This is a genomic window from Armatimonadota bacterium (genome assembly GCA_031460175.1).
Lineage (GTDB): Bacteria > Sysuimicrobiota > Sysuimicrobiia > Sysuimicrobiales > Sysuimicrobiaceae > Sysuimicrobium > Sysuimicrobium tengchongense.
The window spans coordinates 90,958-116,540 of record JAVKGW010000008.1 but is presented as its reverse complement, the minus strand read 5'-3'; the positions used below and the strand labels follow the sequence as shown (position 1 = coordinate 116,540).

General features: G+C 68.1%; 26 protein-coding genes and 2 rRNA genes. 11 read left to right on the top strand and 17 right to left on the bottom strand.

All coding sequences use genetic code 11. The annotated features are described in order from the left end of the window. Both QN206_10795 and rrf read left to right on the top strand, forming a co-directional pair. Nucleotides 1-546: ribosomal RNA gene (locus tag QN206_10795) — 23S ribosomal RNA — on the top strand; the annotation flags it as partial. A 64-nt stretch (nt 547-610) separates the two neighbouring features. Then, nucleotides 611-727: ribosomal RNA gene (rrf, locus tag QN206_10790) — 5S ribosomal RNA — on the top strand. A gap of 39 nt (nt 728-766) precedes the next feature. Here the strand turns inward: rrf and QN206_10785 are convergent. Continuing rightward, nucleotides 767-1,084: a helix-turn-helix domain-containing protein gene (locus tag QN206_10785; protein ID MDR7615294.1), complete on the bottom strand. Its 318-nt coding sequence runs from the start codon at nt 1,082-1,084 to the stop codon at nt 767-769. A 104-nt stretch (nt 1,085-1,188) separates the two neighbouring features. Between QN206_10785 and QN206_10780 the strand changes: the two genes are divergently transcribed. The 3 genes from QN206_10780 to QN206_10770 are packed head-to-tail and all read left to right on the top strand — an operon-like array spanning nt 1,189 to nt 1,937. Further along, nucleotides 1,189-1,554 carry a DoxX family protein gene (locus tag QN206_10780; protein MDR7615293.1) on the top strand — a complete coding sequence of 122 codons (366 nt, stop codon included), beginning with the start codon at nt 1,189-1,191 and terminating at the stop codon, nt 1,552-1,554. A 21-nt stretch (nt 1,555-1,575) separates the two neighbouring features. Then, nucleotides 1,576-1,791 carry an NAD(P)H-dependent oxidoreductase gene (locus tag QN206_10775; protein MDR7615292.1) on the top strand — a complete coding sequence of 72 codons (216 nt, stop codon included), beginning with the start codon at nt 1,576-1,578 and terminating at the stop codon, nt 1,789-1,791. Further along, nucleotides 1,782-1,937: a hypothetical protein gene (locus tag QN206_10770; GenBank protein MDR7615291.1), complete on the top strand. Its 156-nt coding sequence runs from the start codon at nt 1,782-1,784 to the stop codon at nt 1,935-1,937. Before QN206_10775 ends, QN206_10770 begins: the two co-directional genes overlap by 10 nt. On the opposite strand, the gene QN206_10765 is transcribed toward QN206_10770, so the two are convergent. The 3 genes from QN206_10765 to ispG all read right to left on the bottom strand — a co-directional run bounded on the left by QN206_10765 (nt 1,934) and on the right by ispG (nt 3,875). Next, nucleotides 1,934-2,110: a hypothetical protein gene (locus tag QN206_10765; protein MDR7615290.1), complete on the bottom strand. Its 177-nt coding sequence runs from the start codon at nt 2,108-2,110 to the stop codon at nt 1,934-1,936. The genes QN206_10770 and QN206_10765 overlap by 4 nt on opposite strands. A 66-nt stretch (nt 2,111-2,176) precedes the next feature. Next, complete coding sequence (locus tag QN206_10760) at nt 2,177-2,530, bottom strand: SPW repeat protein (GenBank protein MDR7615289.1); 354 nt, start codon at nt 2,528-2,530, stop codon at nt 2,177-2,179. 76 nt (nt 2,531-2,606) lie between these two features. After that, nucleotides 2,607-3,875 carry a flavodoxin-dependent (E)-4-hydroxy-3-methylbut-2-enyl-diphosphate synthase gene (ispG, locus tag QN206_10755; GenBank protein MDR7615288.1) on the bottom strand — a complete coding sequence of 423 codons (1,269 nt, stop codon included), beginning with the start codon at nt 3,873-3,875 and terminating at the stop codon, nt 2,607-2,609. Between the two features lie 188 nt (nt 3,876-4,063). Here ispG and QN206_10750 point away from each other — a divergent pair, with 188 nt between their 5' ends. Together QN206_10750 and QN206_10745 are read left to right on the top strand one after the other, a co-directional pair. Next, a complete protein-coding gene (locus tag QN206_10750) occupies nt 4,064-5,200 on the top strand; it encodes an FAD/NAD(P)-binding oxidoreductase (GenBank protein ID MDR7615287.1) in 1,137 nt (378 codons plus the stop codon). A 78-nt stretch (nt 5,201-5,278) separates the two neighbouring features. Further along, nucleotides 5,279-7,099, top strand: coding sequence for a PEP-utilizing enzyme (locus QN206_10745; GenBank protein MDR7615286.1), 1,821 nt, complete (start codon nt 5,279-5,281; stop codon nt 7,097-7,099). A gap of 37 nt (nt 7,100-7,136) precedes the next feature. Here the strand turns inward: QN206_10745 and rpoC are convergent, their stop codons facing one another. From rpoC to QN206_10700, 9 genes are all read right to left on the bottom strand, one after another. After that, entirely contained in the window at nt 7,137-10,574 is a 3,438-nt protein-coding gene (gene rpoC / locus QN206_10740; GenBank protein ID MDR7615285.1) for a DNA-directed RNA polymerase subunit beta', read from the bottom strand. A 12-nt stretch (nt 10,575-10,586) separates the two neighbouring features. After that, entirely contained in the window at nt 10,587-13,922 is a 3,336-nt protein-coding gene (rpoB, locus tag QN206_10735) for a DNA-directed RNA polymerase subunit beta (protein ID MDR7615284.1), read from the bottom strand. A gap of 287 nt (nt 13,923-14,209) precedes the next feature. Continuing rightward, nucleotides 14,210-14,593 carry a 50S ribosomal protein L7/L12 gene (gene rplL / locus QN206_10730; protein MDR7615283.1) on the bottom strand — a complete coding sequence of 128 codons (384 nt, stop codon included), beginning with the start codon at nt 14,591-14,593 and terminating at the stop codon, nt 14,210-14,212. 23 nt (nt 14,594-14,616) lie between these two features. Beyond that, entirely contained in the window at nt 14,617-15,141 is a 525-nt protein-coding gene (gene rplJ, locus QN206_10725; protein ID MDR7615282.1) for a 50S ribosomal protein L10, read from the bottom strand. 166 nt (nt 15,142-15,307) lie between these two features. Next, nucleotides 15,308-16,024: a 50S ribosomal protein L1 gene (rplA, locus tag QN206_10720; GenBank protein MDR7615281.1), complete on the bottom strand. Its 717-nt coding sequence runs from the start codon at nt 16,022-16,024 to the stop codon at nt 15,308-15,310. An 11-nt stretch (nt 16,025-16,035) separates the two neighbouring features. After that, a complete protein-coding gene (gene rplK, locus QN206_10715; GenBank protein ID MDR7615280.1) occupies nt 16,036-16,461 on the bottom strand; it encodes a 50S ribosomal protein L11 in 426 nt (141 codons plus the stop codon). A gap of 3 nt (nt 16,462-16,464) precedes the next feature. After that, on the bottom strand, nt 16,465-17,055 hold the full coding sequence (gene nusG / locus QN206_10710) for a transcription termination/antitermination protein NusG (protein MDR7615279.1): 591 nt from the start codon (nt 17,053-17,055) through the stop codon (nt 16,465-16,467). 21 nt (nt 17,056-17,076) lie between these two features. Continuing rightward, the gene (secE, locus tag QN206_10705; GenBank protein MDR7615278.1) at nt 17,077-17,349 is read right to left on the bottom strand and encodes a preprotein translocase subunit SecE; all 273 of its coding nucleotides are present in this window, start codon (nt 17,347-17,349) and stop codon (nt 17,077-17,079) included. Nucleotides 17,350-17,441: 92 nt separating this feature from the next. Further along, on the bottom strand, nt 17,442-18,026 hold the full coding sequence (locus QN206_10700) for a hypothetical protein (protein ID MDR7615277.1): 585 nt from the start codon (nt 18,024-18,026) through the stop codon (nt 17,442-17,444). Nucleotides 18,027-18,260: 234 nt separating this feature from the next. Here QN206_10700 and QN206_10695 point away from each other — a divergent pair, with 234 nt between their 5' ends. After that, nucleotides 18,261-18,614, top strand: a complete 354-nt coding sequence (locus QN206_10695) for a hypothetical protein (GenBank protein ID MDR7615276.1) — start codon at nt 18,261-18,263, stop codon at nt 18,612-18,614. 90 nt (nt 18,615-18,704) lie between these two features. On the opposite strand, the gene QN206_10690 is transcribed toward QN206_10695, so the two are convergent. Further along, nucleotides 18,705-19,304, bottom strand: a complete 600-nt coding sequence (locus QN206_10690; GenBank protein MDR7615275.1) for a sigma-70 family RNA polymerase sigma factor — start codon at nt 19,302-19,304, stop codon at nt 18,705-18,707. A gap of 60 nt (nt 19,305-19,364) precedes the next feature. Here QN206_10690 and QN206_10685 point away from each other — a divergent pair, with 60 nt between their 5' ends. From QN206_10685 to QN206_10675, 3 genes are read left to right on the top strand one after another with little or no spacing between them, the layout of a single operon-like run. Continuing rightward, nucleotides 19,365-20,297: an NAD-dependent epimerase/dehydratase family protein gene (locus tag QN206_10685; protein ID MDR7615274.1), complete on the top strand. Its 933-nt coding sequence runs from the start codon at nt 19,365-19,367 to the stop codon at nt 20,295-20,297. After that, nucleotides 20,294-20,785 carry a DNA polymerase ligase N-terminal domain-containing protein gene (locus QN206_10680; GenBank protein ID MDR7615273.1) on the top strand — a complete coding sequence of 164 codons (492 nt, stop codon included), beginning with the start codon at nt 20,294-20,296 and terminating at the stop codon, nt 20,783-20,785. The genes QN206_10685 and QN206_10680 overlap by 4 nt, the downstream gene beginning before the upstream one ends. After that, a complete protein-coding gene (locus QN206_10675) occupies nt 20,772-22,757 on the top strand; it encodes a transglycosylase SLT domain-containing protein (protein ID MDR7615272.1) in 1,986 nt (661 codons plus the stop codon). The genes QN206_10680 and QN206_10675 overlap by 14 nt, the downstream gene beginning before the upstream one ends. On the opposite strand, the gene rlmD is transcribed toward QN206_10675, so the two are convergent. The 3 genes from rlmD to QN206_10660 are packed head-to-tail and all read right to left on the bottom strand — an operon-like array spanning nt 22,748 to nt 25,505. Further along, nucleotides 22,748-24,139 (bottom strand): 23S rRNA (uracil(1939)-C(5))-methyltransferase RlmD, encoded by a 1,392-nt coding sequence (gene rlmD, locus QN206_10670; GenBank protein MDR7615271.1) that lies wholly within the window; start codon nt 24,137-24,139, stop codon nt 22,748-22,750. The two genes, QN206_10675 and rlmD, sit on opposite strands and share 10 nt — an antisense overlap. Before the next feature lies 1 nt (nt 24,140). Then, nucleotides 24,141-24,695 (bottom strand): metallophosphoesterase, encoded by a 555-nt coding sequence (locus QN206_10665; GenBank protein MDR7615270.1) that lies wholly within the window; start codon nt 24,693-24,695, stop codon nt 24,141-24,143. A 3-nt stretch (nt 24,696-24,698) separates the two neighbouring features. Beyond that, the gene (locus QN206_10660; protein ID MDR7615269.1) at nt 24,699-25,505 is read right to left on the bottom strand and encodes a hypothetical protein; all 807 of its coding nucleotides are present in this window, start codon (nt 25,503-25,505) and stop codon (nt 24,699-24,701) included. Nucleotides 25,506-25,583 lie beyond the last annotated feature (78 nt).

Below are 25,583 nucleotides of genomic sequence, written 5' to 3'. Positions count from 1 at the left end.
AAACAGGCCGCGCAGAGACGAAAGTCGGGCATAGTGATCCCACGGTACTGTGTGGAAGGGCCGTGGCTTACCGGATAAAAGCTACCCCGGGGATAACAGGCTAGTCTTGTCCAAGAGTTCACATCGACGACAAGGCTCGGCACCTCGATGTCGGCTCATCGCATCCTGGGGCTGGATAAGGTCCCAAGGGTTGGGCTGTTCGCCCATTAAAGCGGTACGTGAGCTGGGTTCAGACCGTCGTGAGACAGGTCGGTCCCTATCCACTGCGGGCGCAGGTGGCTTGAGGGGGGCTGCTCCTAGTACGAGAGGACCGGAGTGGACGCACCTCTGGTGTACCGGTTGTCGCGCCAGCGGCACGCGCCGGGTAGCCATGTGCGGTCGTGATAAGCGCTGAAAGCATCTAAGCGCGAAGCACGCCCCAAGATGAGGCCACCCACCGGGTCAACCGGGTAAGGCCCCAGGGAGAACACCTGGTAGATAGGCCGGAGGTGGAAGCGCGGCAACGCGTGAAGCCGACCGGTACTAATCGGCCGAGGGCTTGACGGCTCCCTCCCTCCGGAGCAGAGCTCCGGCGCCGGATCTCGCTGGCAGTTGTCAGGGGTCGAAGCTTCCCGGTGGCCATACCGGAGGGGCCACACCCGTTCCCATTCCGAACACGGAAGTTAAGCCCTCCAGGGCCGATGGTACTGCGCTGGCGACGGCGCGGGAGAGTAGGTCGCTGCCGGGAAGAAGATGCGGAGCGGGAGGCAGATCCCGCTCCGTTTTTTTATGCGGTTTCCACCAGGTACCGGCGGGCCCAGCGATCAATGGCCCGGATGACCCCCCGCAGGGCGCGGCCCGCCCGGGTGAGCCGGTAACTGGTCCGGGGCGGCATGGTGGAGTGCACGGTCTTCCGCACCAACCCCAATTTCACCAGCTGCTCCAGTCGGTGGGAGAGCGTGACCGCGTTGCACCCCCCGGTGGCCCGGGCGAGCTCGTTGAACCCCTTGGGACCGTCCAACAGGGCCCGGATGATGTGGAGCACCCACTTCTCCTGGAGGAGCTCCATCGCCCGATGCGCCGGGCAGGGCTCTCCATCCGACATCTTCCCTCCCCCCTTTCCTCCGAGGACGCGGCTCAAGTCTTGACAACGCCTTTTACTAAACTTATTCTAGCAGTTGAATTTCTGAAGTACAACGGGAGGGGACCATGGAGGCACTGTTCTGGCTGGGGCGGATCCTGTACGGCGGCTTCTTCATCCTGAACGGCATCAACCACTTCATGCGCCTGGAGGCGATGTCCGGATACGCGCAATCCAAGGGCGTTCCCGCGAGTCGGGCGGCCGTGGCGGTCACCGGCCTCATGATCCTCCTGGGCGGGCTCGCGGTGCTCACGGGCCTGTACGTCCAGGCGGGCCTGTGGCTGCTGGTGATCTTCCTCGTGTTCGTCTCCTTCTGGATGCACAACTTCTGGGCCATCGAGGATCCCATGAGGAAGATGACGGAGCAGGTGAACTTCATGAAGAACATGGGGCTGTTGGGCGCAGCCTTCCTGCTGCTCTACCTGTGGACGTAGAAGCGGACCGAGGGGCGTGCGATGGCGGAAGTCCGGGTTTTGGGGTTCGCGGGAAGCCTACGCCGGGGCTCGTACAACCGGGCCCTGCTGCGGGCGGCCTCCGAACTCCTCCCGGAAGGGATGACCCTGGAGATCTTCGACCTCGCGCCCATCCCCCTCTACAACATGGATGTGGAGCAACAGGGCTTACCGGAGTCCGTGAAGCCTTCCCCCTCATCCGTCCGGAGGTGCTGGTAACCCAGGCGCGGGAGAAGTTCGACGCGGAGGGACGACTGGTCGACGAAGCGACCCGCAACCGGATCCGGGAGTTCCTCGCGGCCCTTAAGGCGTGGACCCTCCGCCTCCACGCGGCGGAGGTCCCCGTGGAGCGGTCACGCGGCTAGCGGAACAGTTGCAGGAGCGGAATCCCCAGCATGGCGAAGGCCGCGGCCAGGGAGAGGCTTGCGGGAAGGCGGTCCTCCTCCGAAACCTGCAGGGCGCGCAGGGAGAACGAGGTCAGGCTCAGGGTCCAGGAAAGCAGGACGAGCGCGCCGACCCAGAAGTCCTTCTCCATCATAAAAACCCTCCGCGAGCTCCATGGTCTAGTTTGTACCACAGAGCCCGCGGAGGGTCCAGTACACGCTTACCGCCGCGTGGCGAGTTCCCGCGGGAGCACGGAGAAGGCGAGCCACGCACACAGCACCACGGTCACGAGGCCGCCGAGCAGGGAGGTCCACATCTCACCCGGCCGGTCGGCGAACCCGAGCACCCACGGTGCGATGACGAACCAGACGCCCACGAGCCCGTTCACGTACTGGATCCAGACCTTGCGCCGTGCCTCTTCGTTCAGGGCCGCCCAGCCGCCGAGGATCAGAAGGATCAGTCCGCCGATGATGCTGGTAACCATCTGCGCCTGCGCGGCCTGGAACCCGAGGACGAACGGCGCGATGATGAACCAGATCCCGATGAGCGCCACCACGTAGTTCGCCCAGGTCATCGCTCCTCACCCCCTTTCTCTGCGGTTTCGGAGGGATCCCCTCCGAGGAACACCCTAGCGGATCCGGGTCCTGGTGTCAAGAAGATTCCCTTGACGGGGGAGAAGGGCGGGCTCCGAAGCGGGTGGCCACGTATTGCTCGAGGAGGACGAGGAACTCCTCCCCGATGCGGTCTCCCCGGAGGGTGGTGAGGAGCTGCCCGTCCACGTAGACCGGGGCCCGCGGCTCCTCGAAGGTGCCCGGCAGACTGATGCCGATGTGGGCGTGCCGGCTCTCCCCGGGTCCGTTCACCACGCACCCCATCACCGCCACCCGCAACTCCTCCACTCCCGGGTACCGCTCCCGCCACTCGGGCATCCGGGCCCGGATGTAGGCCTGGACCCGGTCCGCCAGCTCCCGGAAGAAGGTGCTCGTGGTGCGGCCGCAGCCCGGGCAGGCGGTGACCTGGGGTGCGAAAGACCGCAGCTCCAGGGACTGCAGGATCTGCTGGGCCACCCGTACCTCCTCCGTGCGGTCCCCGCCCGGGGGCGGGGTGAGGGAGACCCGGATGGTGTCGCCGATCCCCTCGTACAGGAGCACGGCCAGGGCGGCCGCGGAGGCCACCACCCCCTTGGTGCCCATCCCCGCCTCCGTGAGGCCCACGTGCAGGGGGTAGTCACACGCGGACCCGAGCCGCCGGTAGACCTCCACGAGGTCCGGGACGCTGCTGGTCTTTGCGCTGAGTACGATGCGGTCGTGCGGGAGGCCGCATTCCTCCGCGAGGGCCGCGGACCTCAGGGCGCTCTGCACCATGGCCTCCCGCACGACCTCCCGGGCGGATCGGGGATGGGGAGATCGGGCGTTTTGGTCCATGAGCTCCGTGAGGAGGCGGGGGTCCAACGACCCCCAGTTCACCCCGATGCGCACGGGCTTGGCGTACTCCAGGGCCACCCGGAGGATGGTGCGGAAGTTCTCGTCGTGTCCCCCCGGGCCCACGTTGCCCGGGTTGATCCGGTACTTGTCCAGGGCCTGGGCACACGCGGGGAACCGGGTGAGGAGAAGGTGCCCGTTGTAGTGGAAGTCGCCCACGATGGGGGCGGTGATCCCCTGGTCTCGCAGACGCCGCACGATCTCGGGCACCGCCCGGGCCGCGGCCTCGTGGTTCACCGTGATGCGGACGAGTTCACTCCCCGCCTCCACCAGCGCCCGCACCTGGGCCACGGTGGCCTCCACGTCCGCGGTGTCCGTGTCCGTCATAGACTGCACCGCAATCGGCGCCCCGCCTCCGATCCACAGGGTGCCGATGCGCACCGGTACGGATCGCCGCCGGAGGAGAGGAGGGGTCTTGAGGTACGATGGCGAAGTCATCCCCGAGTAGGATAGCACCCCATGAGGGATTCCGTAAAAAATGCCGGCGGCCGCCCTCTCCAAGTTAGGCCGGGCCACTCCTTCCGGAGCGCCTCCTCCCATCTCGGAGCCGGACAACCGCCGGCACTCCAACGCTAGCACGACCGGAAGGAGACGTGCAATCGGGAACGTCTGAGCGGAGGTGACCGATGGCAGACATCGTGGTCCTAGGAGCCGGATTCGGGGGCCTGAGCGCGGTCCAGGAACTTGCACCTGCGGCCCGGGCGGGCCATCGGGTGGTCCTGGTGGACCGTAAGGACCGGTTCTTGATGGGGTTGCGGAAGCTGTGGGTGCTGGCGGGACGGGGAGGCTACGGGGAGGGCTCCAGGCCCCTCCAGAACGTCCGCAGGCATGGGGCCACCTGGGTCCAGGGGGACCTCCTGGGCTTGGAGCTGGACCGGCGGCAGGTGCGTACCACCGCGGGCGAATTCTCGTACGACTTCCTCGTGGTGGCCCTCGGGGCAGAGCTGCGGCCGGACTTGGTGCCCGGATTCGAGCACGCCATTAACCTGTACGATGCGGCGGAGGTGGAACGGCGGGCTCCGGAGCTCGTCCGCTTTGCGGGAGGCCGGCTCGTGGTGGGAATCTTCGGAGCGCCCTACAAGTGCCCGCCCGCTCCCTACGAGGCCGCCATGCTGCTGGAGGACCGGTTCCGGCAGCGGGGGGTTCGGGACCGGGTAGAGCTCGCGACCTTCACCCCTCAGCCCGCCTCGCTGCCGGTGGTGGGACAGGCAGGGTGTGCCCGGTTGGAGGGGTGGCTCGCGGAGCGGGGGATCCAATTCCTGCCCAACCGGAAAGCCCAGCGGATCGAGCCCGGACGGGTGGTCTTTGAGGGGGATGCGCTTCCCTTCGATCTCCTCCTGGCAGTCCCCCCCCATCGTCCGCCCCGGGTGGTGGCAGAGAGCGGGCTGGCGCCGGAAGGGGCATGGATCCGGCCGGACCCGAAGACCCTACGCACCACCTTCGAGAACGTGTACGCGGTGGGGGATGTGACAGAGATCCTCCTCCCCAACGGGATGCCTCTCCCGAAAGCCGGGGTGTTCGCGGAGGCGCAGGGGCGGGTGGCGGCCCGGTGGATCCTGCACGCCCTGGGCCTGGGGCCGGAGCCCGAGCCCTTCGACGGGTTTGGGTATTGCTTCATCGAGGTCGGCGGTGGGAGGGCCGCGAAGGTGGTGGGACGCTTCCTGGAACACCCGGCCCCCGCGGTCGAGATCAACCCGCCCGACGAGCGGACGCTCGCGGAGAAGGAGGCCTTTGAGCGGGAACGGCTGGAGGCCTGGCTCTAGCACCCCGGCCGAAAGGAAGTCCCTCCCTCCTTGCCGAATGCATGTGTCCGGACGTTGTGCCACGAGGAGGGAGAGGGGATGAAGCGTGCGTTCCCAAGCCCATTTGAGATTCCTACACCGCCGGGCGCAGAAGGGTGGGAGGAGATGTATCCCCCCTACCTGCGCTTCAGCGAGCACCGGAGGGCCACGGAGGAGAGCCGACTGTGGGTGTGGAACAGCATGCACTTCCCGGAACCCATGTACCCCTTTGACATCATCACCGCGGACGATGGGTACATCGGGATCGGGCAGATCAACGCCCGCATCTTCCTGCTCCCCACCGCTCTAGGAATCGAGCACCGGGTGCTCAACGGCTACGTCTACATCAGCGGGATCCCCGTGACGGACCCGCAGGAGGTGGAGCGTCGGGCTCGGATCTTCACCGAGCGCGCGGGTTACTACTACCGGAACTGGAACGACCTGTATGAGAAGTGGCTGGGGAAGGTTCAGGAGACCATCCGGGAGCTGGAAGCCCTGCGGGTTCCGGATCTGCCGGAGGTGGAGCCGGAATCCGTGGTGCGGGAGGGACGGGGCCTTGCTTCCGCCTACGACCTCCTCGTGGCCTACCATCGCCTCCTGGAGAGCTTCTGCAAGATCTACCAGTACCACTTCGAGCTGCTGGTGTTGGGGTATGCCGCGTACCTGAGCTTCACCCAGTTCTGCAAGCAGCACTTCCCCGAGATCTCCGACCAGACCATCGCGAAGATGGTCGCGGGTCTGGAACAGGACATTCCCATCTTTCGGCCGGATGAGGAGCTGAAGCGCCTCGCGCGTCTCGCGGTCGCCCTGGGGGTGGCTCCCATGGTGAAGCGAACAAGGACTCCCCAGGAGCTGGAGGAGGCCCTGTCCGCCACGGAGGCGGGAAAGCGCTGGCTTCAGGAATTTCACGGGGCCCAGCACCCGTGGTTCTACTACTCCTGCGGCAACGGCTTCTACCACTACCATGGCAGCTGGGTGGAGAACCTGGACGTTCCTCTGAGCGCCATCCGCCGGTACGTGGAGCTCTTGGAGGCGGGCGAGCGGATTGATCGGGATATCCCCGGGCTCATCGCGGAGCGGGATCGGATCACCGCGGCATACCGGAAGCTGCTCCCGGATGACGCCACCCGGCAGGCCTTCGATGAAGCCCTGGGACTTGCCCGCACCGTGTTCCCCTACGTGGAGGGGCACGGGTTCTACGTGGAACACTGGCACTGGACGGTGTTCTGGCAGAAGGCCCGGCAGTTCGGGGCGCTGCTGGCGAAGCACGGGTTTTTGCATCAGCCCCAGGACGTCTTCTGCCTGCACCGCCACGAGGTGTCCCAGGCCCTGGAGGAGCTGCGGCTCGTGTGGGCCACGGGCGCAGAGCCCCTGGGCCCGAAGTACTGGCCTCCCCTGGTGGCCCGCCGGAGGGCCATCCTCGAGCGGCTGCGGGAGTGGACGCCGCCGCCGGCCCTGGGCCCTGCGCCGGACGAGGTGACGGATCCCATGCTCATCATGTTGTGGGGCGTGACCACGGAACGCATCCAGGAGTGGCTCGGGCAGGCAGAGGGAGGGGAGAAAACCCTCACCGGGTATGCCGCCTCGCCGGGAGTGGTGGAGGGGACGGCCCGGGTGATCCGGGCGGTAGAGCAGCTGGATGAGGTGCAGCCCGGGGAGATCCTGGTGGCGCCCCTCACCATGGCCAACTGGACGCCGGTGTTCGCCCGCATCCGCGCGGTGGTGTGCGACATCGGGGGGATCATGAGCCACGCGGCCATCGTGGCCCGGGAATACGGGCTGCCGGCAGTGGTGGGGACCCGCTTCGGGACCTCCCGCATCCGCACCGGGCAGCGGATCCGGGTGGACGGGAATCGAGGGGTGGTGACCGTCCTGGAGTGAGACGGAGGCCCGGGGGCGTTCTCCGGGCCCCCGTCCCCTACAGCTCCGCCACCACCTTCATCTGTCGGTACCGCGGCATCCCGGTCCCGGCCGGGATGAGCTTCCCGATGATCACGTTCTCCTTGAGGCCCAGCAGGGGATCCACTTTGCCCTTCGTCGCGGCGTCCGTGAGCACCCGGGTGGTCTCCTGGAAGCTCGCCGCGGACAGCCACGACTCCGTGGCGAGAGCCGCTTTGGTGATGCCCATGAGGACGGGATCCGCCTCCGCGGGCTTCCCTCCTCGGGCCTGAACCCTTCGGTTCTCCTCCTGAAAGGTGAACACGTCCACGATTTCCCCGGGGAGGAACTCCGTGTCGCCTTCGTCCCGGATCTTCACCCGCCGCAGCATCTGGCGCACGATGATCTCGATGTGTTTGTCGTTGATCTCCACGCCCTGGGAGCGGTACACGCTCTGGATCTCCTCCACCAGATACTTCTGCACCGCCTCCACGCCCTGGATGCGGAGGATGTCGTGGGGGTTGAGGGGGCCTTCCGTGAGCCGCTGGCCCACCTCCACCCAATCCCCCTGGGAGACCAGGAGGCGCTGACCGAAGGGCACCACGTACTCCCGGGTCTCCTCCCTCCCCTGGATCACCACCTTCCGGGTGCGCTTCTCCTCCACAACGGAGACCCGGCCGGAGATCTCTGCCATGATGGCCTGCCCCTTGGGCTTGCGGGCCTCGAACAGCTCCTCCACCCGAGGGAGGCCCTGGGTGATGTCGAACCCCGCAATGCCGCCCGTGTGGAAGGTGCGCATGGTGAGCTGGGTCCCGGGCTCCCCGATGGACTGGGCTGCGATCACGCCCACCGCCTCTCCCACGTCCACCAGCTTCCCCGTGGCCAGGTTGCGGCCGTAGCACTTGCTGCACACCCCGTACCGGGTCTCGCAGGTGAGCACGCTCCGCACGGCGACCCGCTCGATCCCTGCCTCCTCGATGGCCTCTGCGATCTCCTCCGTGATCTCCTCCCCGGCCCGAACGAGGGGGGTGGTGCCTTGGGGAGGGTAGACGTCCCGGGCCGCGATCCGACCCACGATGCGGTCCCGGAGGGGGACCGCGATCTCGTTGCCCTGACGGGCCGGCTCCATCCAGACGAACCGGTTCGTGCCACAGTCTTCCTCCCGCACCATCACGTCCTGGGCCACGTCCACGAGCCTCCGGGTGAGGTATCCGGATTCCGAGGTCCGGATGGCGGTGTCCGCCAGCCCCTTGCGCTGGCCGTGCATGCCGATGAAGTACTCCAGGACCGTCAGGCCCTCCCGGAAGTTGCTCTTGATGGGGATCTCGATGATGCGGCCGGAGGGATCCGCGAACAGCCCCCGCATGCCTGCCAGCTGCCGGATCTGCTGCATGTTCCCCCGCGCCCCCGACTGGGCCATCATGTATAGGGGGTTGAAGGGATCGAAGTGCTTGAGCATGGCGTTGGTGATGGCCTCCGTGGCCTCGTTCCACACGTCGATGGTGCGCAGGTACCGCTCCTCGTCCGTGATGAGCCCCCGGCGGTACTGCTGGTTAATGACCTCCACCTTCTGCTCCGCGTCCGCCAGGATCTGCTCCTTCTCGGGGGGGATCACCAGGTCCGTCATGGCGATCCCCATTCCCGACTGGGTGGCGTAGCGGAACCCCAGGTCCTTGAGGGCGTCCAACAGCTGGGCGGTCTTCGTGGGGCCCAGCCGGTAGTAGGCATCCGTGACGATCTGGCTCAGGACCTTCCGGTCGCACACCTGGTCCACGAACCGCAACTCCTCGGGCAGGGCTTCGTTGAAGATCACCCGGCCCACCGTGGTCTCGATGGGCTCCGTGCCGGGCGCCAGCCGCACCTTGATCTTCGCATGCAGATCCACCACCCCGTGCTCGTAGGCCAGGAGCACCTCCGCGGGGGTGCTGAAGATCTTGCCCTCCCCCTTCGCGCCCGGGCGTTCCAGGGTGAGGTAGTAGCATCCGAAGACGATGTCCCGCTGCGGGCTCGCCACGGCCTTTCCGGAGGCGGGCAGGAGGATGTTGTAGGAGGCCAGCATCAGGAGCCGTGCCTCCGCCTGGGCCGCGGCGCTCAGGGGGACGTGCACCGCCATCTGATCTCCATCGAAGTCCGCATTGTACGCGGTGCACACGAGGGGGTGGATCTGGATGGCCTTTCCCTCGATGAGCACGGGTTCGAAGGCCTGGATGCCCAGCCGGTGGAGGGTGGGCGCCCGGTTGAGGAGCACGGGGTGTTCCCGCACCACGTCCTCCAGCACGTCCCACACCTCGGGGCGCTGGCGCTCCACCATACGCTTGGCGTTCTTGATGTTCTGTGCCAGGTTGCGCTCCACCAGCTTCTTCATCACGAAGGGCTTAAACAGCTCCAGGGCCATCTCCTTGGGGAGCCCGCACTGATGGAGCTTGAGCTTGGGGCCCACCACGATGACGGAACGGCCGGAGTAGTCCACGCGCTTGCCGAGCAGGTTCTGGCGGAACCGCCCCTGCTTGCCCTTCAATAGGTCGCTCAACGACTTCAGGGGCCGGTTGTTGGGGCCCGTCACCGGGCGCCCCCGCCGGCCGTTGTCGATGAGGGCGTCCACCGCTTCCTGCAGCATGCGCTTCTCGTTGCGCACAATGATCTCGGGGGCCCCCAGGTCCAGCAGGCGCTTAAGACGGTTGTTGCGGTTGATGACCCGGCGATAGAGATCGTTGAGGTCGCTGGTGGCGAACCGACCGCCGTCGAGCTGCACCATGGGTCGAAGGTCCGGCGGGATCACGGGAAGGACCTCCAGGACCATCCACTCCGGTCGGTTCCCGCTCTTCCGGAAGGCCTCGATGACCTCCAGCCGCTTGAGGATCTTGATGCGTCGCTGGCCCTGAGCCGTCTTCAGATCCTCCCGCAGCTGCTTGGCCTCCGCGTCCAGATCGAGCTGGAGCAACAGTTCCTTGATGGCCTCGGCCCCCATGCCGGCCCGGAAGGCGTTCCCGTACTTCTCCCGCAGATCCCGGTACTCGTTCTCCGTGAGGAGCTGCTTGGGCTGTAGCTCCTTCACGCTCCCTGGGTCGATCACGATGTAGGCGGCGAAGTACACCACCCGCTCCAGGGCCCGGGGGGAGATGTCCAGCAGGAGCCCCAAACGACTGGGGACCCCCTTCAGGTACCAGATGTGGACCACAGGGGCGGCCAGTTCGATGTGGCCCATGCGCTCCCGCCGGACCTTCGAGCGGGTGACCTCCACCCCGCACCGGTCGCAGATGATGCCCTTGTACCGGATCCGCTTGTACTTCCCGCAGTGGCACTCCCAGTCCCGCACGGGGCCGAAGATGCGCTCGCAGAACAGGCCGTCCCGCTCGGGCTTGAGGGTCCGATAGTTGATGGTCTCCGGCTTCTTCACCTCCCCCCGGGACCACATGCGGATCTGCTCGGGGGAGGCCAGCCGGATCTGGATGGCGTCAAAGGCGTTTACGTCCTGCATCCTCTCTCCTCCTCAGATGGGCTCCTCCATGAGGGCCTCCTCGCCCTCCAGGTTGATGCCCAGGGACCGGGCGGTGTCCACCACTTCCTCTTCCATCTCCCGGAGGTCGATCTCCCGCCGGTCCGCGCTCAGGACTCGGACGTCCAGGCACAGGGCCTGGAGCTCCTTCACCAGGACCTTGAAGGACTCCGGTACCCCGGGTTCCTGGATGTTCTCGCCCTTCACGATGGCCTCGTAGGTCTTCACGCGTCCCGTGACGTCGTCGCTCTTCACCGTCAGCAGCTCCTGCAGGGTGCTGGCAGCCCCGTACGCCTCCAGGGCCCACACCTCCATCTCCCCGAACCGCTGGCCGCCGAACTGGGCCTTGCCTCCGAGGGGCTGCTGGGTGATGAGGCTGTAGGGCCCGGTGCTGCGCGCGTGGATCTTGTCCTCCACCAGGTGCAAGAGCTTCATCATGTAGATCCATCCCACGGGGCAGGGGTGGTCGAAGGGGAGCCCCGTGCGGCCGTCGTAGAGCAGGAGCTTCCCCGTGCGTGGCAGGCCTGCCCGCTCCAGGAGCTGCTCAATTTCGGGCTCCCGGGCGCCGTCGAAGACGGGAACCTCCGCGTAAAACCCCAGCTCCTTGCAAACCCACCCCAGGGTGGTCTCCAGAACCTGCCCCACGTTCATGCGACTGGGGACCCCCAGGGGGTTGAGCACGATGTCCACAGGGGTGCCGTCCGGGAGGTAAGGCATGTCCTCCTCGGGCGCGATCTTGGCCACGACCCCCTTGTTGCCGTGTCGGCCCGCCATCTTGTCGCCCACGGTGATCTTCCGCTTCTGAGCCACGTACACCCGCACCATCTGGTTCACGCCGGGCGGGAGTTCGTCTCCCGCCTCCCGGCTGAACACCTTCACACCCACCACCTTGCCCTTCTCGCCGTGGGGCACCCGAAGGGAGGTATCGCGTACCTCCCGGGCCTTCTCCCCGAAGATGGCCCGCAGCAGCCGCTCCTCCGCGGTGAGCTCCGTCTCGCCCTTCGGCGTCACCTTGCCCACCAGGATGTCCCCGGCTCGCACCTCCGCGCCGATGCGCACGATTCCCCGCTCATCCAGGTCCCGCAGGGCATCCTCGCTCACGTTGGGGATGTCCCGGGTGATCTCCTCCGGACCCAGCTTCGTGTCCCGGGCCTCCACCTCGTACTCCTCGATGTGGATGCTGGTGAAGTAGTCCTTCTTGAGGAGCCGCTCGCTGATGACGATGGCGTCCTCGTAGTTGTACCCTTCCCAGGGCATGAAGGCCACCAGCACGTTGTGCCCGAGCGCCAGCTCCCCTTGGTCCGTGGCCGGCCCGTCCGCGAGGATCTCGCCCGCCCGCACCGACTGCCCGGAGCGGACCACGGGCCGCTGGTTGATGCAAGTGCCCTGGTTGCTGCGCCGGAACTTGGTGAGTTTGTAGACCCTGCGGTGCTGTCCGCGGACCACGATCTCGTCCGCGCTCACGGACTCCACCACCCCGTCCTCCTCGGCCACCACCAGGGCTCCGGAGTCCAGGGCCGCCCGGTATTCCATGCCCGTCCCCACGAAGGGGGCCTCCGCCCGGATGAGGGGAACCGCCTGGGTCTGCATGTTGGACCCCATGAGGGCCCGGGTGCCGTCGTCGTGCTCCAGGAAGGGGATGAGGGAGGTGGTCACGGAGACCATCTGCTTGGGGGAGACGTCGATGAAGTCCACCTCCTCCCGCCGTACCACCACGGGGTGCCCCTTCGCCTGCCGGGCCACCACACGCTCCGGCAGCATCCCGTTCTCGTCCATGGCCGCGTTGGCCTGGGCGATGGTGTACTTCTCCTCCTCGTCCGCGGTGAGGTAGACGATCTCGTCCGTCACCCGTCCTTCCTTCACCCGGCGATAGGGGGTCTCGATGAAGCCCAGGTCGTTCACCCGCGCGTATGTGGCCAGGGAGGAGATGAGGCCGATGTTGGGCCCCTCCGGAGTCTCGATGGGGCAGACCCGGCCGTAGTGGGAGGGGTGCACGTCCCGCACCTCGAACCCCGCCCGCTCCCGGCTGAGCCCGCCGGGGCCCAGGGCCGAGAGCCGCCGCTTGTGCCGCAGCTCCGAGAGGGGGTTCGTCTGGTCCATGAACTGGGACAGCTGGCTACTGCCGAAGAACTCCTTGATGGCCGCGGTCACCGGCCGGATGTTGATGAGGGCTTGAGGGGTGACCTGATCCATCTCCTGGATGGTCATCCGCTCCCGGATCACCCGCTCCATGCGGAGCATCCCGATCCGGAACTGGTTCTGCAACAGCTCCCCCACCGCCCGCACCCGGCGGTTCCCGAGGTGGTCGATGTCGTCCGGCTCGCCCCGGCCGTTGTAGAGCTCAATGAGGTACCGGATGACCCGGACGATGTCCTCGGGGGTGAGCACCCGGACGTCCAGGGGGAGGTTGAGGCCCAGTTTCTTGTTGAGCTTGTACCGGCCCACCTTGCCCAGGTCATACCGCCGGGGCTCGAAGAACAGCTGCTGGAGCAGGGCGGTAGCGGATTCCACGGTGGGGGGGTCCCCGGGTCGCTGCCGTTTGTAGATCTCGATGAGGGCACTGGTCCGATCCCGGGTGGGATCCTTCTCCAGGGTGGTGAGGATGACCCGATCCTCGTCGTACAGCCGCCGGATCACCTCGTCGGACTCGTAGCCCACCGCCCGGAGGAGCACGGTGGCAGGGATCTTCCGGGACCGGTCAATGCGGACGTACACGCCCCCGGAGGCGTCGATCTCGAACTCCAGCCAGGCCCCCCGCTGGGGGATCACGGTGGCGGCGGGCAGTTGCCGGCCGCTGCTGTCCGTGATGTAGTCATAGTAGACGCCCGCGGAGCGGACCAGCTGGCTCACCACCACCCGCTCGGCCCCGTTGATGATGAAGGTGCCGTTGGCGGTCATGAGGGGGAGATCGCCCATGAAGACATCCTGTTCCTTGATCTCCCCCGTTTCCCGGACCACCAGCCGGACCCGCACCTTCAGGGCCGCGCTGTAGGTGGCGTCCCGCTCCCTGGCCTCCTCCGGGGAGTACTTCGGGGCCTCCAGGTAGTACCCCCCGAAGTCCAGGATCCCCTCCGTGAAGCGGAAGACGTCTGTGGCCTCCGCCACCTTGCGGCGGCGCTTCTCCTCCGGGGGGACGGCGAAATGCAGCTCGAAGTTCCCGGTGAAGTCGTAGATGGGGGAGATCTCCTGGAAGACCTCGCGGATCCCCTCCTCGATGAACCACCGGAAGGACTTCCGCTGTACCTCGAGGAGATCCGGAGGCTCCAGGATCTCCGGGAGCTTCCCAAAGGAGATGCGTTCCCGCCGGCCCCGCCGCACCACGCGGCCGATGCCGAGGTCGGGGGCCCGCAGGGTTCCCTCCGAGCGGGCAGGACTCATCGCTTGATGCTCCATGGCGGCCTTCGTAGCCTTCACCCCCTTAGTTCAGGCGGTCCACACGGACACGCCAACAGATCTTGCCCCTTGGGGAGATGCGCGGGAATGTGCTGACCGACACCGGAAGACTCGGATTCGAGTTCAGACGACAGGGAATACTGTACCAGAGGGCAACCGTCCCGTCAAGGGGACACTCCCCCCTTGGGTGCCCTCTCAGGCCGTGAGGAGCCCTCAGGCCCCATCTACTTGACTTCGACCTCCGCCCCCACCTCTACCAACTTCGCCTTGATGGCCTCCGCCTCCTGCTTGGAGACCTTCTCCTTCACCGGCTTGGGGGCCCCATCTACCAGGTCCTTGGCCTCCTTCAGGCCGAGGCCCGTGAGCTCCCGCACCACCTTGATCACCTGGATCTTGTTGGCCCCGGGGGACTTCAGGATGACGTCGAACTCCGTCTGCTCCTCCACCGCGGGCGCCTGGGCAGGGGCGGGGGTGGCCGGGGCGGCCACGGCCACGGGGGCCGCGGCGGTTACCCCGAACCTCTCCTCCAGGGCTTTCACGAGCTCCGCCAGCTCCAGCACGGTGAGGTTGCTGATGGCCTCCACGATCTCCTGGGTCCTGCTGGACATCTTCCTCCCTCCCTCCAGTGGGCTTATGCCTGGGATTCCCGTTTCTCCCGGATCTGGTCCAGGACGTAGACCAAGTTCCGTTGGAGCCCGGTGAGCACACGTACGAGGCCGCCGAGCGGGGCCTGGATTCCCCCAGCCACCCGGGCGAGGAGTTCCGCCCGACTGGGGAGTTCCGCCAGGGCCCGCACCCCGGCGGCATCCACGACCCGCCCCTCCACGAGCCCCCCCTTCACTTCCAACTTCCGGTACTGCCGGATGAACTCCATCACGGTTCGGGCCGGGACCGTGGGGTCGTCGTAAGCGAAGGCCACTGCGGTAGGGCCTTCCAAGAAGGCCTCCAGCCCCGGAAGACCCGCCTCCTGGGCCGCGAGGCCGAAGAGGGTGTTCTTCACCACCCGGAGTTCCACCCCGTTTTTGCGGAGTTCCTCCCGTAGCCTTTCCAGCTCCGGCACCGAAAGGCCGCGGAAGTCCGTGAGCACGAGCCCCCGGACCCGCCGCAGCCGGTCCCGGAGCTCCTGGACCGCCTGGATCTTCTCGGGCTTCGGCATGGCTCCTCCGTGAACGAAAAGGGCGCTCCGGAGACGGAACGCCCTCCTCTTCCGTTCCGGATCCTCGGCAGGCGCGTTCCGCTTTACCCCCTCGGGACCTGCGGTCTACGGATCCTCTGACACCGGGACGATCCTAGCAGGCCGAGCGGAGCGCGTCAACGCGCAGCTAGGCGGCCCGACCCCCTAGGGCCGCCTGGGCTTTAGCGGGGTCGACCTTCACGGAAGGCCCCATGGTGGAGGAGAGGGCGACGCTGCGCACGTACGCTCCCTTCACGGCCGCGGGACGGGCCCGGATCACCGCGTCCAGGAGGGCGAGGAAGTTGTCCAGCAGGGCCTCCTCGGAGAAGGAGGCCTTCCCCAACGGGGCATGGATGATCCCGGCCTTGTCCACCCGGAACTCGATCCGGCCCCCCTTCAGCTCCCGGACCGCCTTGCCCACGTCGAAGGTGACGGTCCCAGCCTTGGGGTTGGGCATGAGCCCCCGGGGGCCCAGGATGCGCCCCAGCCGGCCGACCAGGGGCATCATGTCCGGGGTGGCCACGGCCACGTCGAAGTCCAACCATCCCTCCTGGATCTTGGCGATGAGCTCTTCAGCCCCGACGAAGTCGGCCCCTGCCGCCTCCGCCTCCTTGGCCTTATCGCCCTTGGCGAAGACCAGAACCCGCACGGGTCTGCCCGTGCCGTGGGGCAGGACCACGGTCCCCCGCACCTGCTGATCCGCGTGTTTGGGGTCCACTCCGAGCCGGATGGCGGCCTCCACCGTCTCGTCGAACTTCGCGTTTGCGGTGGCCTTCACCAGGCGCACGGCCTCCCGGGGGTCGTACAGACGTGTGCGGTCGATCTGCTTCGCCGCCTCCAGGTACCGCTTGCTGCGCTTGGCCATGGCGTGTCCTCCTAGTCCACGATCTCAATGCCCATGCTCCGGGCCGTTCCCTCGATCATCCGCACCGCCGCCTCCAGGGATCGCGCGTTGAGGTCGGGCATCTTGAGTCGGGCGATCTCCTCCACCTGCTGGCGGGTCACCCGCCCCACCTTTTTCTTGTTGGGCTCCGGGGAGCCCACCTCGATCCCCGCGGCTTTCTTGAGGAGCACGGAGGCCGGGGGGGTCTTGGTGACGAAGGTGAAGGACCGGTCCGCGTAGATGGTGATCTCCACGGGCACGATGAGGCCTGCTTGGTGGGCCGTCCGTTCGTTGTAGGCCCGACAGAACTCCATGATGTTGATGCCGTGCGGACCCAGGGCCGTGCCCACGGGCGGGGCCGGGGTGGCCTTCCCCGCGGGCAGCTGCAGCTTCACCACCGCGACCACCTTCTTCGCCATGGCTTACACCTTCTCCACCTGAGTGAAATCCAGCTCCACGGGGGTTTCCCGGCCGAAGATGGAGACCCGCACCCGGACCTTCTCCCGTTCGGGGAGGATCTCCTCTACGACGCCGGTGAACTCCTGGAAGGGCCCGGAGGTGATGCGCACCGTGTCCCCCTTCTGGTAGGTGATCCGCAGGCGCGGAGCCTCTCCCCGCATCTGCCCGAGGATGGTCTCCACCTCCTCCTCGTCGAGGGGCACCGGGCGCGCCCCGGCGCCCACGAACCCCGTGACCCCGGGGGTGTTTCGGACCACGTACCAGGAGTCGTCGTCCATGATCATCTCCACCAGGACGTATCCCGGGTAGATGCGCCGCTGGGCGATCCGCCGCTTGCCTTCTTTGATCTCGATCTCCTCCGTGGTGGGAACGATCACCTGGAAGATCTTGTCCTGCACGTTCATGGAGGCGATCCGGCGCTCCAGGTTCGCCTTCACCTTGTTCTCGTACCCGGAGTACGTGTGGATCACGTACCAGCGCCGCCGCGGGTCCTTGGGGGGTGCTCCCTCCCCCGGCCGTTCCCGCTCTCCCGCCTTCTTCTCCAGCTCCGCCATCGGGAATTTCCTTAAGAAAAATCAGCGGACGAGCACGTGCTGGAAGAACCACGTGAAGAGGGCATCCCACGCTCCCAGGTACAGGGCCGTCAGGGTGACCACCACCAGCACCACGAGCGTGCTGGCCACCAGCTCCTGTCGGCTGGGCCACGTGACCCGGTTCAGCTCTCCCCGGACCTCCCGGAGGTAGCGGGAGGCCCGTTCCAGCAGGGCAGGCTCCCGGCGGGCGGGCGCCTTCGCCGCCGGCCGGATCGCCTTCGCGGATCGCTTTGCAAGATCGGTCACGCGGGCCATGGGACTCCCCCCGATCGGAAACGGATGCGCTTTTCGTGCTCGCCGCGGACAGGTGTACGGGCACGGGGATGCCTTCTCGGGCGCCCCCGTGATTATAGGGACCGTCCTCCCCGGCCGTCAAACGGGGCGGAACGTGCAAGCAGCTCCGCGATCCGGCGGGCCGCCCGGAGGAGGACCGTCTCGACCGCCTCCACCAGGGCCGCAGTCCCCCTTCCGTCCGCGCGGGTGGCGGCGAAGGTTTCCTCCAGCAGGATGCGCTGGGTTGCGGCCTCCACCACCCGCACCTGCAGGGCCGCGTGGGCCACGGAAACCGCGGGGAACTCCCCGGTCGAGGGAGAGAGGCTGTCGAGATCGAGGTGGGTCCACCGGCCGGTCACGATCCAGTCCGCCCCCACCGCCCGGGCCACCGCGGCGGCCCTCCCGGTCCAGATGTAGAGTTCCTCCGGGCGGAGTCCGAGGTCCCGGGTGGCGTTCCGCACCCGGTCTACGGGCAGGATCCGAAATCCGGGGGTGCGGTCTCTCAGGAGGAGTCGGGCGAGCTGCGCGTTCGGAGGCTCCAGATCCAAGAGCAGAGGTGCACCCGCGGTCCCCACGGTGGAGAACTCCGCCACCGCGACCACCGGCGGCACGCGCCCTGCTGCACTCAGGGCCACGAGGAACGCGAGAAGCAGCGCCATAGCCCTCAGGGTGCTCCCTCCGTGTCACGAACCGGTCACGTGGATGAATTCTTCCAGGCAAGGACCTTCTCCCCCTTGACACCACCCGGGAACCGGGTACCATAGGGATCGAAAGGCGGTGATGTCCGGCTTAAGGAAGGCTGGGCAGAGCCGCCAAATTTATTTGACCGTATCGGGCCGGTGCCTCCCGGGAGGGGTCGGCTGCCGGCCTGAATTTTTTGTCGGGGTTGCGCGATGATCCGTACGCATGAACGGGTTCTGGTAGAGGTTCGCCGGCAGGCGACGGCGGAGCGGGAGGCGTACCGGCGGCTGCTGGAGCGGGAACGGCAGGGGCTGGCCAGGTACCGGTCGGCCCCGCGGGTGACCCGGCCCGAGGAGCACCGGGCGAACCTTCTGGCGGCGAGGCGGCTGGCCCGGGAGGGGTTGGACGCGCATCGCCGGGCCCTGGAGCAAAACCCGTGGATCCTGCAGCTCGTTGCCCTGTATGAACAGCTGCAGGTCCTGCGGAAGTCGAGGGGCCGGCGGAAGGAAAAGGCCGATCACCCCGTGGCACAGGAATTGCTTCCCTCGCCGCAGACCGTGGGATAAAATAATTCTAGAGAGCTCCCCGGCCCCCCCTGCCGGGGAGTCACGCCCCACCCCCCAGCGACGGCCCGGCGCCCGCCGGGCCGTCGTGTTTTAGGAGGAACCCCGGAAGGCCTGGATCCTCGGGTGGCGGCGTAACCGGCTGAGGAGGTTGCGCTTGGCGTTGTAGACCTCCTCCACGGACGAAAACAGGTCCCTCCTCCGGCGCACCAGGTCCCGCGGGGGGATCCCGAGGACGAAGGACTCGTAGAGCACGACCCGCTCCCGCTCGTCCGCCACCGCGGACCGGACGACTTCCCACAACTCCTGTCCCTCCATCTGCTCCACGGCTTCCGCCTCGGGGTCCAAAGCCGCGTCGTCCTTCGGGTCCTCCACCAGGAGGGCCTGCTCCCGCCTCCGGAGGGCGTCCACGACCGCGCTGTGCGCGCACATCTGCAGGTAGCGCAGCAGACTGGAAAGGTCCGGGAAATGTTGGAACTTCTCCCCGTCCACGGCCAGGAACATCTTCTCGAAGGCCCGGTTCACCAGCCACTCCACCGGCTCCCGCGCGTGGGCAAACGCGCTGTGCCGGCGTACCCAGCTGGCCACCAGGGCCTGGTAGCGGGCGTAGAGGGCTTCCCACGCGTCCTCCTCCCGGAACACGAGGGCGCGCCGGAAGAGTTGGTACGCTTCAAGCTCCCGAGGATCGCCCATGGACAGGGGATCATGGAGTATTCTGACGTGCGCGGGCAAAATCCTGTCGGAGGGTCGGGGATGAGGGTGCTGGTGACGGGGGGGGCCGGGTTCGTCGGGTCCCACGTGGTGGAACGCCTCCTGCGGGCCGGCCACGAGGTGGCGGTTCTGGACGACCTACGCACGGGACGTCGGGAGAATCTCCCTTCCGGGGTGCGCCTCTACGAGCTCGACATCCTGGACCCCCGGGTGGCCGAGGTGTTCGAGCAGGAACGGCCCCAGGTCCTGAGCCACCACGCGGCGCAGGCCTCCGTGGCGGTCTCCGTGCGGGATCCGGAGCTGGACGCCCGGGTAAACGTGTTGGGGACCCTGAAACTCCTCCAGCACGCCGTGCGGACAGGCGTTCGCCATTTCATCTTCGCCAGCACCGGCGGCGCCATCTACGGGGAGGCCCCGGAGATCCCCTGCGGGGAGGAATGCCCACCCCGGCCCATCAGCCCTTACGGGGTGCACAAGCTCTGCGCGGAGCAGCACCTCCTCGCCTGGAAGGCCTTATACGGCCTTGCCTGTACCGCCCTTCGCTACGCGAACGTGTACGGTCCCCGGCAGGACCCCGAAGGGGAAGCCGGGGTGGTGGCCATCTTCACCGCGGCCATGCTGGCCGGACGGCGGCCCGTGATCTTCGGGGACGGATTGCACACCCGCGACTATGTGTACGTGGAGGATGTGGCCGAGGCCAATCTCCGGGTGGTGGAACAGGGGGTGGAGGGCGTGTACAACATTGGGACGGGGATCGAGACTCCCACCCGCGGTCTATTTGATCTCCTCCGGGATCTGACGGGGTACCGGGAGGAGCCCATCTACGGGCCTCCCCGGCCGGGGGACGTGCGGCGGATCGCCCTGGACTGTCGGCGGGCGGAGGAGGTCTTCGGCTGGCGGGCGCGAACCCCGCTCCGAGAGGGCTTGGCCCGCACCGTGGATTGGTTCCGGTCCCGCTTACGGGAGCGCCCATGAGTCTGGGCCGGCTGCGGTTCTACGTCCACGAGCACCACGCGAGCCACCTCCACTGGGACTTCCGGCTTGAGATGGAAGGGGTGCTCCGGTCCTGGGCCGTGCCCAAGGGCCCTTCCATGGATCCAGAGGTCAGGCGGCTCGCCATTCTTGTGGAAGACCACGAGCTCGCGTATGGGGAGTTCGAGGGCGTGATCCCGGCCGGGGAGTACGGGGCCGGGGTGGTGATGCTGTGGGATCGGGGCACTTACGAGTGTCGGGAGGGGGACCCCGCCCGGGCCTTCCGGAGGGGGAGGATGACCCTGGTGCTGCACGGCGAGAAGCTGCGGGGCGAGTTCCACCTCGTGCGCCTGGCCCGTGGCGACGGGCGGCAGTGGCTGCTCTTCAAGGCCAGGGACGCCCACGCGCAACCCGGTTTCGACCCCAGAGGGACGCGGTCCGTGAAGACCGGGCGCACGGTCCAGGAGATCGCCCGGGATGCGGGTTCTTAGCCTCGCCCTCGCCGCCCTCCTCTCCGGTGCCCACACCGCATCCCTGAAAGCCATCGCGGAGGACGTCCGGCGGGGCCGTTGTTCCCCGCATCTGGGAACCCTGCAGATCCTCATCGCCTCGCCCGGGCCCCCAGGCGCACGGGCCGGCTTGCTGCTCGGGAGGTGCTGGATACTGCTCGGGGAGCCGGACCGAGCCCTGTATGCCTTCTCGACGGCGGTCCGGCCGGGCCCCCTGGCCCCTTACGCGTGGCTGTGGGCGGGCAAGACGGCCCTGCGTCAGGGAGACGCCCGGCGGGGGAGGGAGGATCTCGGGCGCGTCCTGCACGCGACCCGTGGGCCCGCGGCGGTGCGGGCGCGCTTGGCGCTGGCCGAGGGCGTGGCCCCTGATCCCCGGGAGGCCGAGCGACACGCCCGGGCGGTGATCCGCCTGGCGAAGGAGGACGCGGTGCGGGCGCGGGCGTGGGCGAGCCTGGGCCGGGCCCTGGCCGCGCAGGGGAGGAGGAGGGAAGCGGTGGAGGCCTTCGGGTGGGCCGCGTGGGCCTTTCCGGGAAATCCCGTGGAGCAGGAGGCCCAAGAGGCCCTGAGGTCTCTCGCGGGCGGAGGGGCGCTGGTACCGCCCCTCGCGCGCTTGAGCCGGGCCCGGCGCCTGGCGAACCCCCAGGCCGCGGAACAGGAGATCGTGCGGGCCCTTCAGGCGGGTCTGCCTCCGGAGGCGGAAGCGGAAGCGTGGTTGCGACTGGGGATTTTCCGGCTGCGTACCCGTGGGGCCGCGGAAGCCTTCCGGCGGGCTGCCCGCTTCCCACCCCTTGCGCCGCAGGCCTTCTACTGGCTCGGCGTCGCCCTGGGGGGCTGGGAGGCGGAGCGGGTGTGGCGCGAACTGGTCCACCGATACCCCACGAGCGCCTGGGCCGCCCGGGCCCTCCTGGCCCTGGGGCTCCGGGCGGAGGCGCGGGGGGAGCTCGAAGAGGCCCTCGAGATCTTTACGGGGTTGGCCCGCCTCCATCCGTCCTCGCCCTCCGCGGACGAGGCCCGGTGGCGGATGGGATGGCTGCGCTACCGGCAGGGGAGGTTTGAGGAGGCAGAACGGATCTTCCTCCGGTCTGCTGTCCGGTACCCCGGAACGGCCCGGGCTCCCGCGCACCTGTACTGGGCCGCGAAGATCCGCGCCCGCAGGGGGATGGATCCGAAGCCTCTCCTCCTTCGGGTGGCCCGCGTCTATCCGCACACGTACTACGGGATGCGAGCCCGGATACGTTTGGGGCTCCCCGATCCTCCCCGGCCGGCTTCCGGAGTCGCGCCCGCCTTGCCCGAGGAGAGCTTCCTGCCCGTCTACGAGGAGCTGCTGGCCCTGGGGTTCTTCGAGGAAGCCGAGGAGGAGGCGGAGGCCGCGCTCGCGCAGGGACCTTCCCGTCGGGTTCTCCGGGCCCTCGCGGAAGCCCGCCTGCGGCTTGGGGATTTCCCAGGGGCGGTCTTCGCCGCGGAGGCGGCGGTGCGTGGGAGCGGGGCGGAGGGGGATCTGTGGCGGCTCGCGTATCCTCTGGCGTACTGGGACGCGGTGCGCAAGGCCGCGCGGGAGGCGGGCCTGGATCCCTTCCTGGTGCTGGCGGTGGTGCGGGAGGAGAGCCGGTTCGATCCCCAGGCGGTGTCCCCCGCGGGAGCGGTGGGGCTCATGCAGCTGCTTCCCATGACCGCCCGGGAGCTCGAACCTGCGGTGCGCTTCCGGGACCTCCTGAACCCGGAGACGAACCTGCGCTTGGGGGCCCGATATCTGGCGGCCCAGCTGCGGGCCTTCGGGGATCTCCGCCTAGCCCTTGCCGCCTACAACGCGGGCCCGTCCGCGGCCCGGAAGTTCGCCTCGGGAGGAATGGGAGACCCGGACGAGTTTGTGGAGCGCATCCCGTATGGGGAGACCCGAACCTACCTCCGCCGGGTGCTGGAGAGCTACGGGATTTACCGATGGCTTTACCCGTGAGCTCTTCCTTCCCACTCCAGCAGCACCACCGTCTCCACGTGGTACGTCTGAGGGAAGAGGTCCACGGGCTGCACGGCGCGGATCCGGTATCCGAAGGGCACAAGTTCCCTGAGATCCGGAGCGAGGGTGGTGGGGTTGCAGGAGATGTACAGGATCCGACGGGCCTGGGATCTCCCGATCTTCCGCATCACCCGACCCCCTGCTCCGGCCCGAGGTGGGTCCAGCACGAGGGCGTCCGGCGGCCCGATGCGCTGCACGAGCTCCGGGAGGACCAAGCGCACGTCGCCCACAAGGAACTCCACGTTGGAGATCCCTGCCCGTCGGGCGTTCTCCCGGGCCGCCTCCACCGCCTCCGGCACCATCTCGATGCCGTACGTCGTCCGGGTCCGGACAGCAAGCGGCAGGGTGAAGGTGCCCACCCCGCAGTACAGATCCACCACGGTCTCCTCTCCCCGCAGGTCCAGGAGCTCCAGGGCGATCCCCACCAGCCGCTCCGCGGCCTCGGTGTTGGTCTGGAAAAAGGTCTCCGGTCGCACCCGGAAGCGGAAACCGCCGAGTTCCTCCTCGAGGAAGTCCCGCCCCCACACCACCTCCAGGGCATCCACCCGTACCGCATCCGACAGGGATCCGGATTGCACCCACACCACCCCCCGAAGCTGGGGGAACCGCGCAGCCAGGATCTCCGCGAGGGCCTTCCTTTCCGGGAACTCCCCGGGCGCGGTGACGAGGCCCACCAGGATCTCCCCCGTCCGCCGGCCCTCCCGGACCAGCAGGTGGCGCAACCGCCCCGTGCGGGTGCGGTTGTCGTAGCAGGGGATTCCGTGCTCGCGCACGAAGGCGCGCACCGTCTGCAGGATCTCGTTCACCACCGGACCGGGCAGGAGACACCGCTCGATCTCCAGCACCCGGTCGAACCGGCCTCGGGGGTGCAGGCCCAGGACGGCTTCCGGGTGGAAGGCGAACTCCATCTTGTTCCGGTAGTGGTAGGGCGCGGGGGCGGGGAGGATGGGGAGCAGGGGAAGGTCATGAAGGCCGCCCAGGCGTTCCAGGCTCTCCAGGACGATCTGCTCCTTTGCCCGCAGCTGCGCTTCGTACCCCAGGTGCTGCCAGGTGCATCCCCCGCAGGGCCCGAAGTACGGGCAGGGGGGCGGGACCCGGTCCGGGCCGGGCTCGAGCACCTCCACCAGCTCCGCCTCCGCGAAGCTCCGTTTGGCCTGGGTGATCCGGACCCGCACGAGGTCGCCCGGGGCGGTGAGGGGGACGAACACCACGTACCCGTCCACCCGGCCGACGCCCCGGCCCCCGTAGGAGAGCCGGTCGATGCGCAGGACCACCTCCGCCCCGGTCCGGACGGGCTTGAGGTTTCCGGCGGAGGACTTCATCTCAGCGGGGCAGGAGCTCCACCCGGGGGGATTGGGGATCCCACTCGATGAGGGCTCCCGCGTACCGGTCATTGCCCATGGTGCAGTTCACCACCACGCTCTCGCCGAGCCGCGCGATTCCGGGGCACTCGTGCACGTGCCCGCACACCACCACCCGTGGCCGCAGCCGTTCCACGAGCTCCCGCACCGCGCGGGAGCCGATGTGCTGGCCCGTCCATGCCCGGTCCAGGACGCCGTGGGGCGGCTCGTGGGAGACCAGGACGTCGCAGTCCTCGCCCTGCAGGCCCCCAAATCGCACGCCCCCCTCCACGATCACCTTCCGTCCCGGGTGGTCGGGGATCGCTTCCTCCACGTCCGGGGAATCCATGTTCCCGGGGATGGCCAGGACCCGGGCGGGCAGGGTGCTGAGCAAGCGCAGGGCCTCCCGCCCCCGGCCCCCGTGCGTGAGATCTCCCGCGATGATCACCACGTGAGGCCGCAGCTTCTCTGTGGTCTGCTCCACCACCTGGATGCGATCAGGCTTTCCGTGGATGTCCGCGAGCGCGTAGATGCGCACGTCTCACCCAGGGAGCTGGAAGAGCCGGAGGTGCCGCCACCGGAGGTAGCGGTCGCTCAGGAGGTTCAGGGGCTTGCGGGCGCTGGAGAAGTGCTCGCTGAGCTTGTGGAGCACGGGGCGCAGGCCGCTGGTGACGGCCTGCTCGTGCTCCGCGGCCCGGCGGTAGAAGATGGCCCCTTCCTGCTCGTACGCCTCCAGGCTCCGCCACTCCCCACCGATGACGCGTCCCGGCCGCATGCGCTGTGCGTACATCCCCCGGGAGAGCACGTAGCCGGGGAAGATCCCGGTCAGGAACAGGGCGATGTCCGCGACCCGGCGCAGAAGCGGGAATCGCCACGCCTCGTCCACCAGATCCGCGAGCCGGATCATATCGTCCATGTCCATGTCCGAGAACCGCAGCCGCTCCAGGCGGTTCCCCCGCCGTACGTACACCACGTAGGTCTCCGTTCGGACGAAGGAGGCCAGCATGGCGCTCAGGTAATCCAGCACCTGCTCGTCCTCCAGGAGATCGTTCACCCGACGGGTATCGAAGACGGGGACGGACTGCGTGAGGCCCACCCGCTCCAGGGTGTAGCGGGCGTGCCGGATGTCCCGGGCCACCCGCCGCAGGAGGATGTTGAACAGGAGGCGCGGGGAGACCTTGAGGGTGATCTCGGGGTCCGTCCGGATGCGCTCCACCAATCGGTCGTCCTCCAGGGCCACCTCCAGGAAATCCGGCCGGCGCAGCTTCTCCACCAGGCGGGGCACCTCCTCTGGCCGATCCGCGAGTGTGCTCGCCACGAAGGTGAGGTCGCTCTCCGGATACCTCATGGGCCGTCCCTCCTCCTCCCATCCATCTTAACGTACACGCTCCCGCCCTCGTGGACGGCCTTCCGCGGATCCCCTACA

Bases quoted from the DNA above. Each gene is read 5' to 3' on its own strand.
- QN206_10750 (MDR7615287.1), top strand. From the start codon at position 4,064: ATGGCAGACATCGTGGTCCTAGGAGCCGGATTCGGGGGCCTGAGCGCG.
- QN206_10660 (MDR7615269.1), bottom strand. From the start codon at position 25,505: ATGAGGTATCCGGAGAGCGACCTCACCTTCGTGGCGAGCACACTCGCG.
- QN206_10700 (MDR7615277.1), bottom strand. From the start codon at position 18,026: ATGGCGCTGCTTCTCGCGTTCCTCGTGGCCCTGAGTGCAGCAGGGCGC.
- QN206_10695 (MDR7615276.1), top strand. From the start codon at position 18,261: ATGATCCGTACGCATGAACGGGTTCTGGTAGAGGTTCGCCGGCAGGCG.
- QN206_10760 (MDR7615289.1), bottom strand. From the start codon at position 2,530: ATGACCTGGGCGAACTACGTGGTGGCGCTCATCGGGATCTGGTTCATC.
- rplK (MDR7615280.1), bottom strand. From the start codon at position 16,461: ATGGCGAAGAAGGTGGTCGCGGTGGTGAAGCTGCAGCTGCCCGCGGGG.
- rplL (MDR7615283.1), bottom strand. From the start codon at position 14,593: ATGTCCAGCAGGACCCAGGAGATCGTGGAGGCCATCAGCAACCTCACC.
- QN206_10775 (MDR7615292.1), top strand. From the start codon at position 1,576: ATGGCGGAAGTCCGGGTTTTGGGGTTCGCGGGAAGCCTACGCCGGGGC.
- QN206_10675 (MDR7615272.1), top strand. From the start codon at position 20,772: ATGCGGGTTCTTAGCCTCGCCCTCGCCGCCCTCCTCTCCGGTGCCCAC.
- rplJ (MDR7615282.1), bottom strand. From the start codon at position 15,141: ATGCCGAAGCCCGAGAAGATCCAGGCGGTCCAGGAGCTCCGGGACCGG.
- ispG (MDR7615288.1), bottom strand. From the start codon at position 3,875: ATGACTTCGCCATCGTACCTCAAGACCCCTCCTCTCCTCCGGCGGCGA.
- QN206_10690 (MDR7615275.1), bottom strand. From the start codon at position 19,304: ATGGGCGATCCTCGGGAGCTTGAAGCGTACCAACTCTTCCGGCGCGCC.
- secE (MDR7615278.1), bottom strand. From the start codon at position 17,349: ATGGCCCGCGTGACCGATCTTGCAAAGCGATCCGCGAAGGCGATCCGG.
- rlmD (MDR7615271.1), bottom strand. From the start codon at position 24,139: ATGAAGTCCTCCGCCGGAAACCTCAAGCCCGTCCGGACCGGGGCGGAG.
- QN206_10780 (MDR7615293.1), top strand. From the start codon at position 1,189: ATGGAGGCACTGTTCTGGCTGGGGCGGATCCTGTACGGCGGCTTCTTC.
- QN206_10685 (MDR7615274.1), top strand. From the start codon at position 19,365: ATGAGGGTGCTGGTGACGGGGGGGGCCGGGTTCGTCGGGTCCCACGTG.
- QN206_10680 (MDR7615273.1), top strand. From the start codon at position 20,294: ATGAGTCTGGGCCGGCTGCGGTTCTACGTCCACGAGCACCACGCGAGC.
- QN206_10765 (MDR7615290.1), bottom strand. From the start codon at position 2,110: ATGATGGAGAAGGACTTCTGGGTCGGCGCGCTCGTCCTGCTTTCCTGG.
- QN206_10745 (MDR7615286.1), top strand. From the start codon at position 5,279: ATGAAGCGTGCGTTCCCAAGCCCATTTGAGATTCCTACACCGCCGGGC.
- QN206_10785 (MDR7615294.1), bottom strand. From the start codon at position 1,084: ATGTCGGATGGAGAGCCCTGCCCGGCGCATCGGGCGATGGAGCTCCTC.
- rplA (MDR7615281.1), bottom strand. From the start codon at position 16,024: ATGGCCAAGCGCAGCAAGCGGTACCTGGAGGCGGCGAAGCAGATCGAC.
- nusG (MDR7615279.1), bottom strand. From the start codon at position 17,055: ATGGCGGAGCTGGAGAAGAAGGCGGGAGAGCGGGAACGGCCGGGGGAG.
- rpoC (MDR7615285.1), bottom strand. From the start codon at position 10,574: ATGCAGGACGTAAACGCCTTTGACGCCATCCAGATCCGGCTGGCCTCC.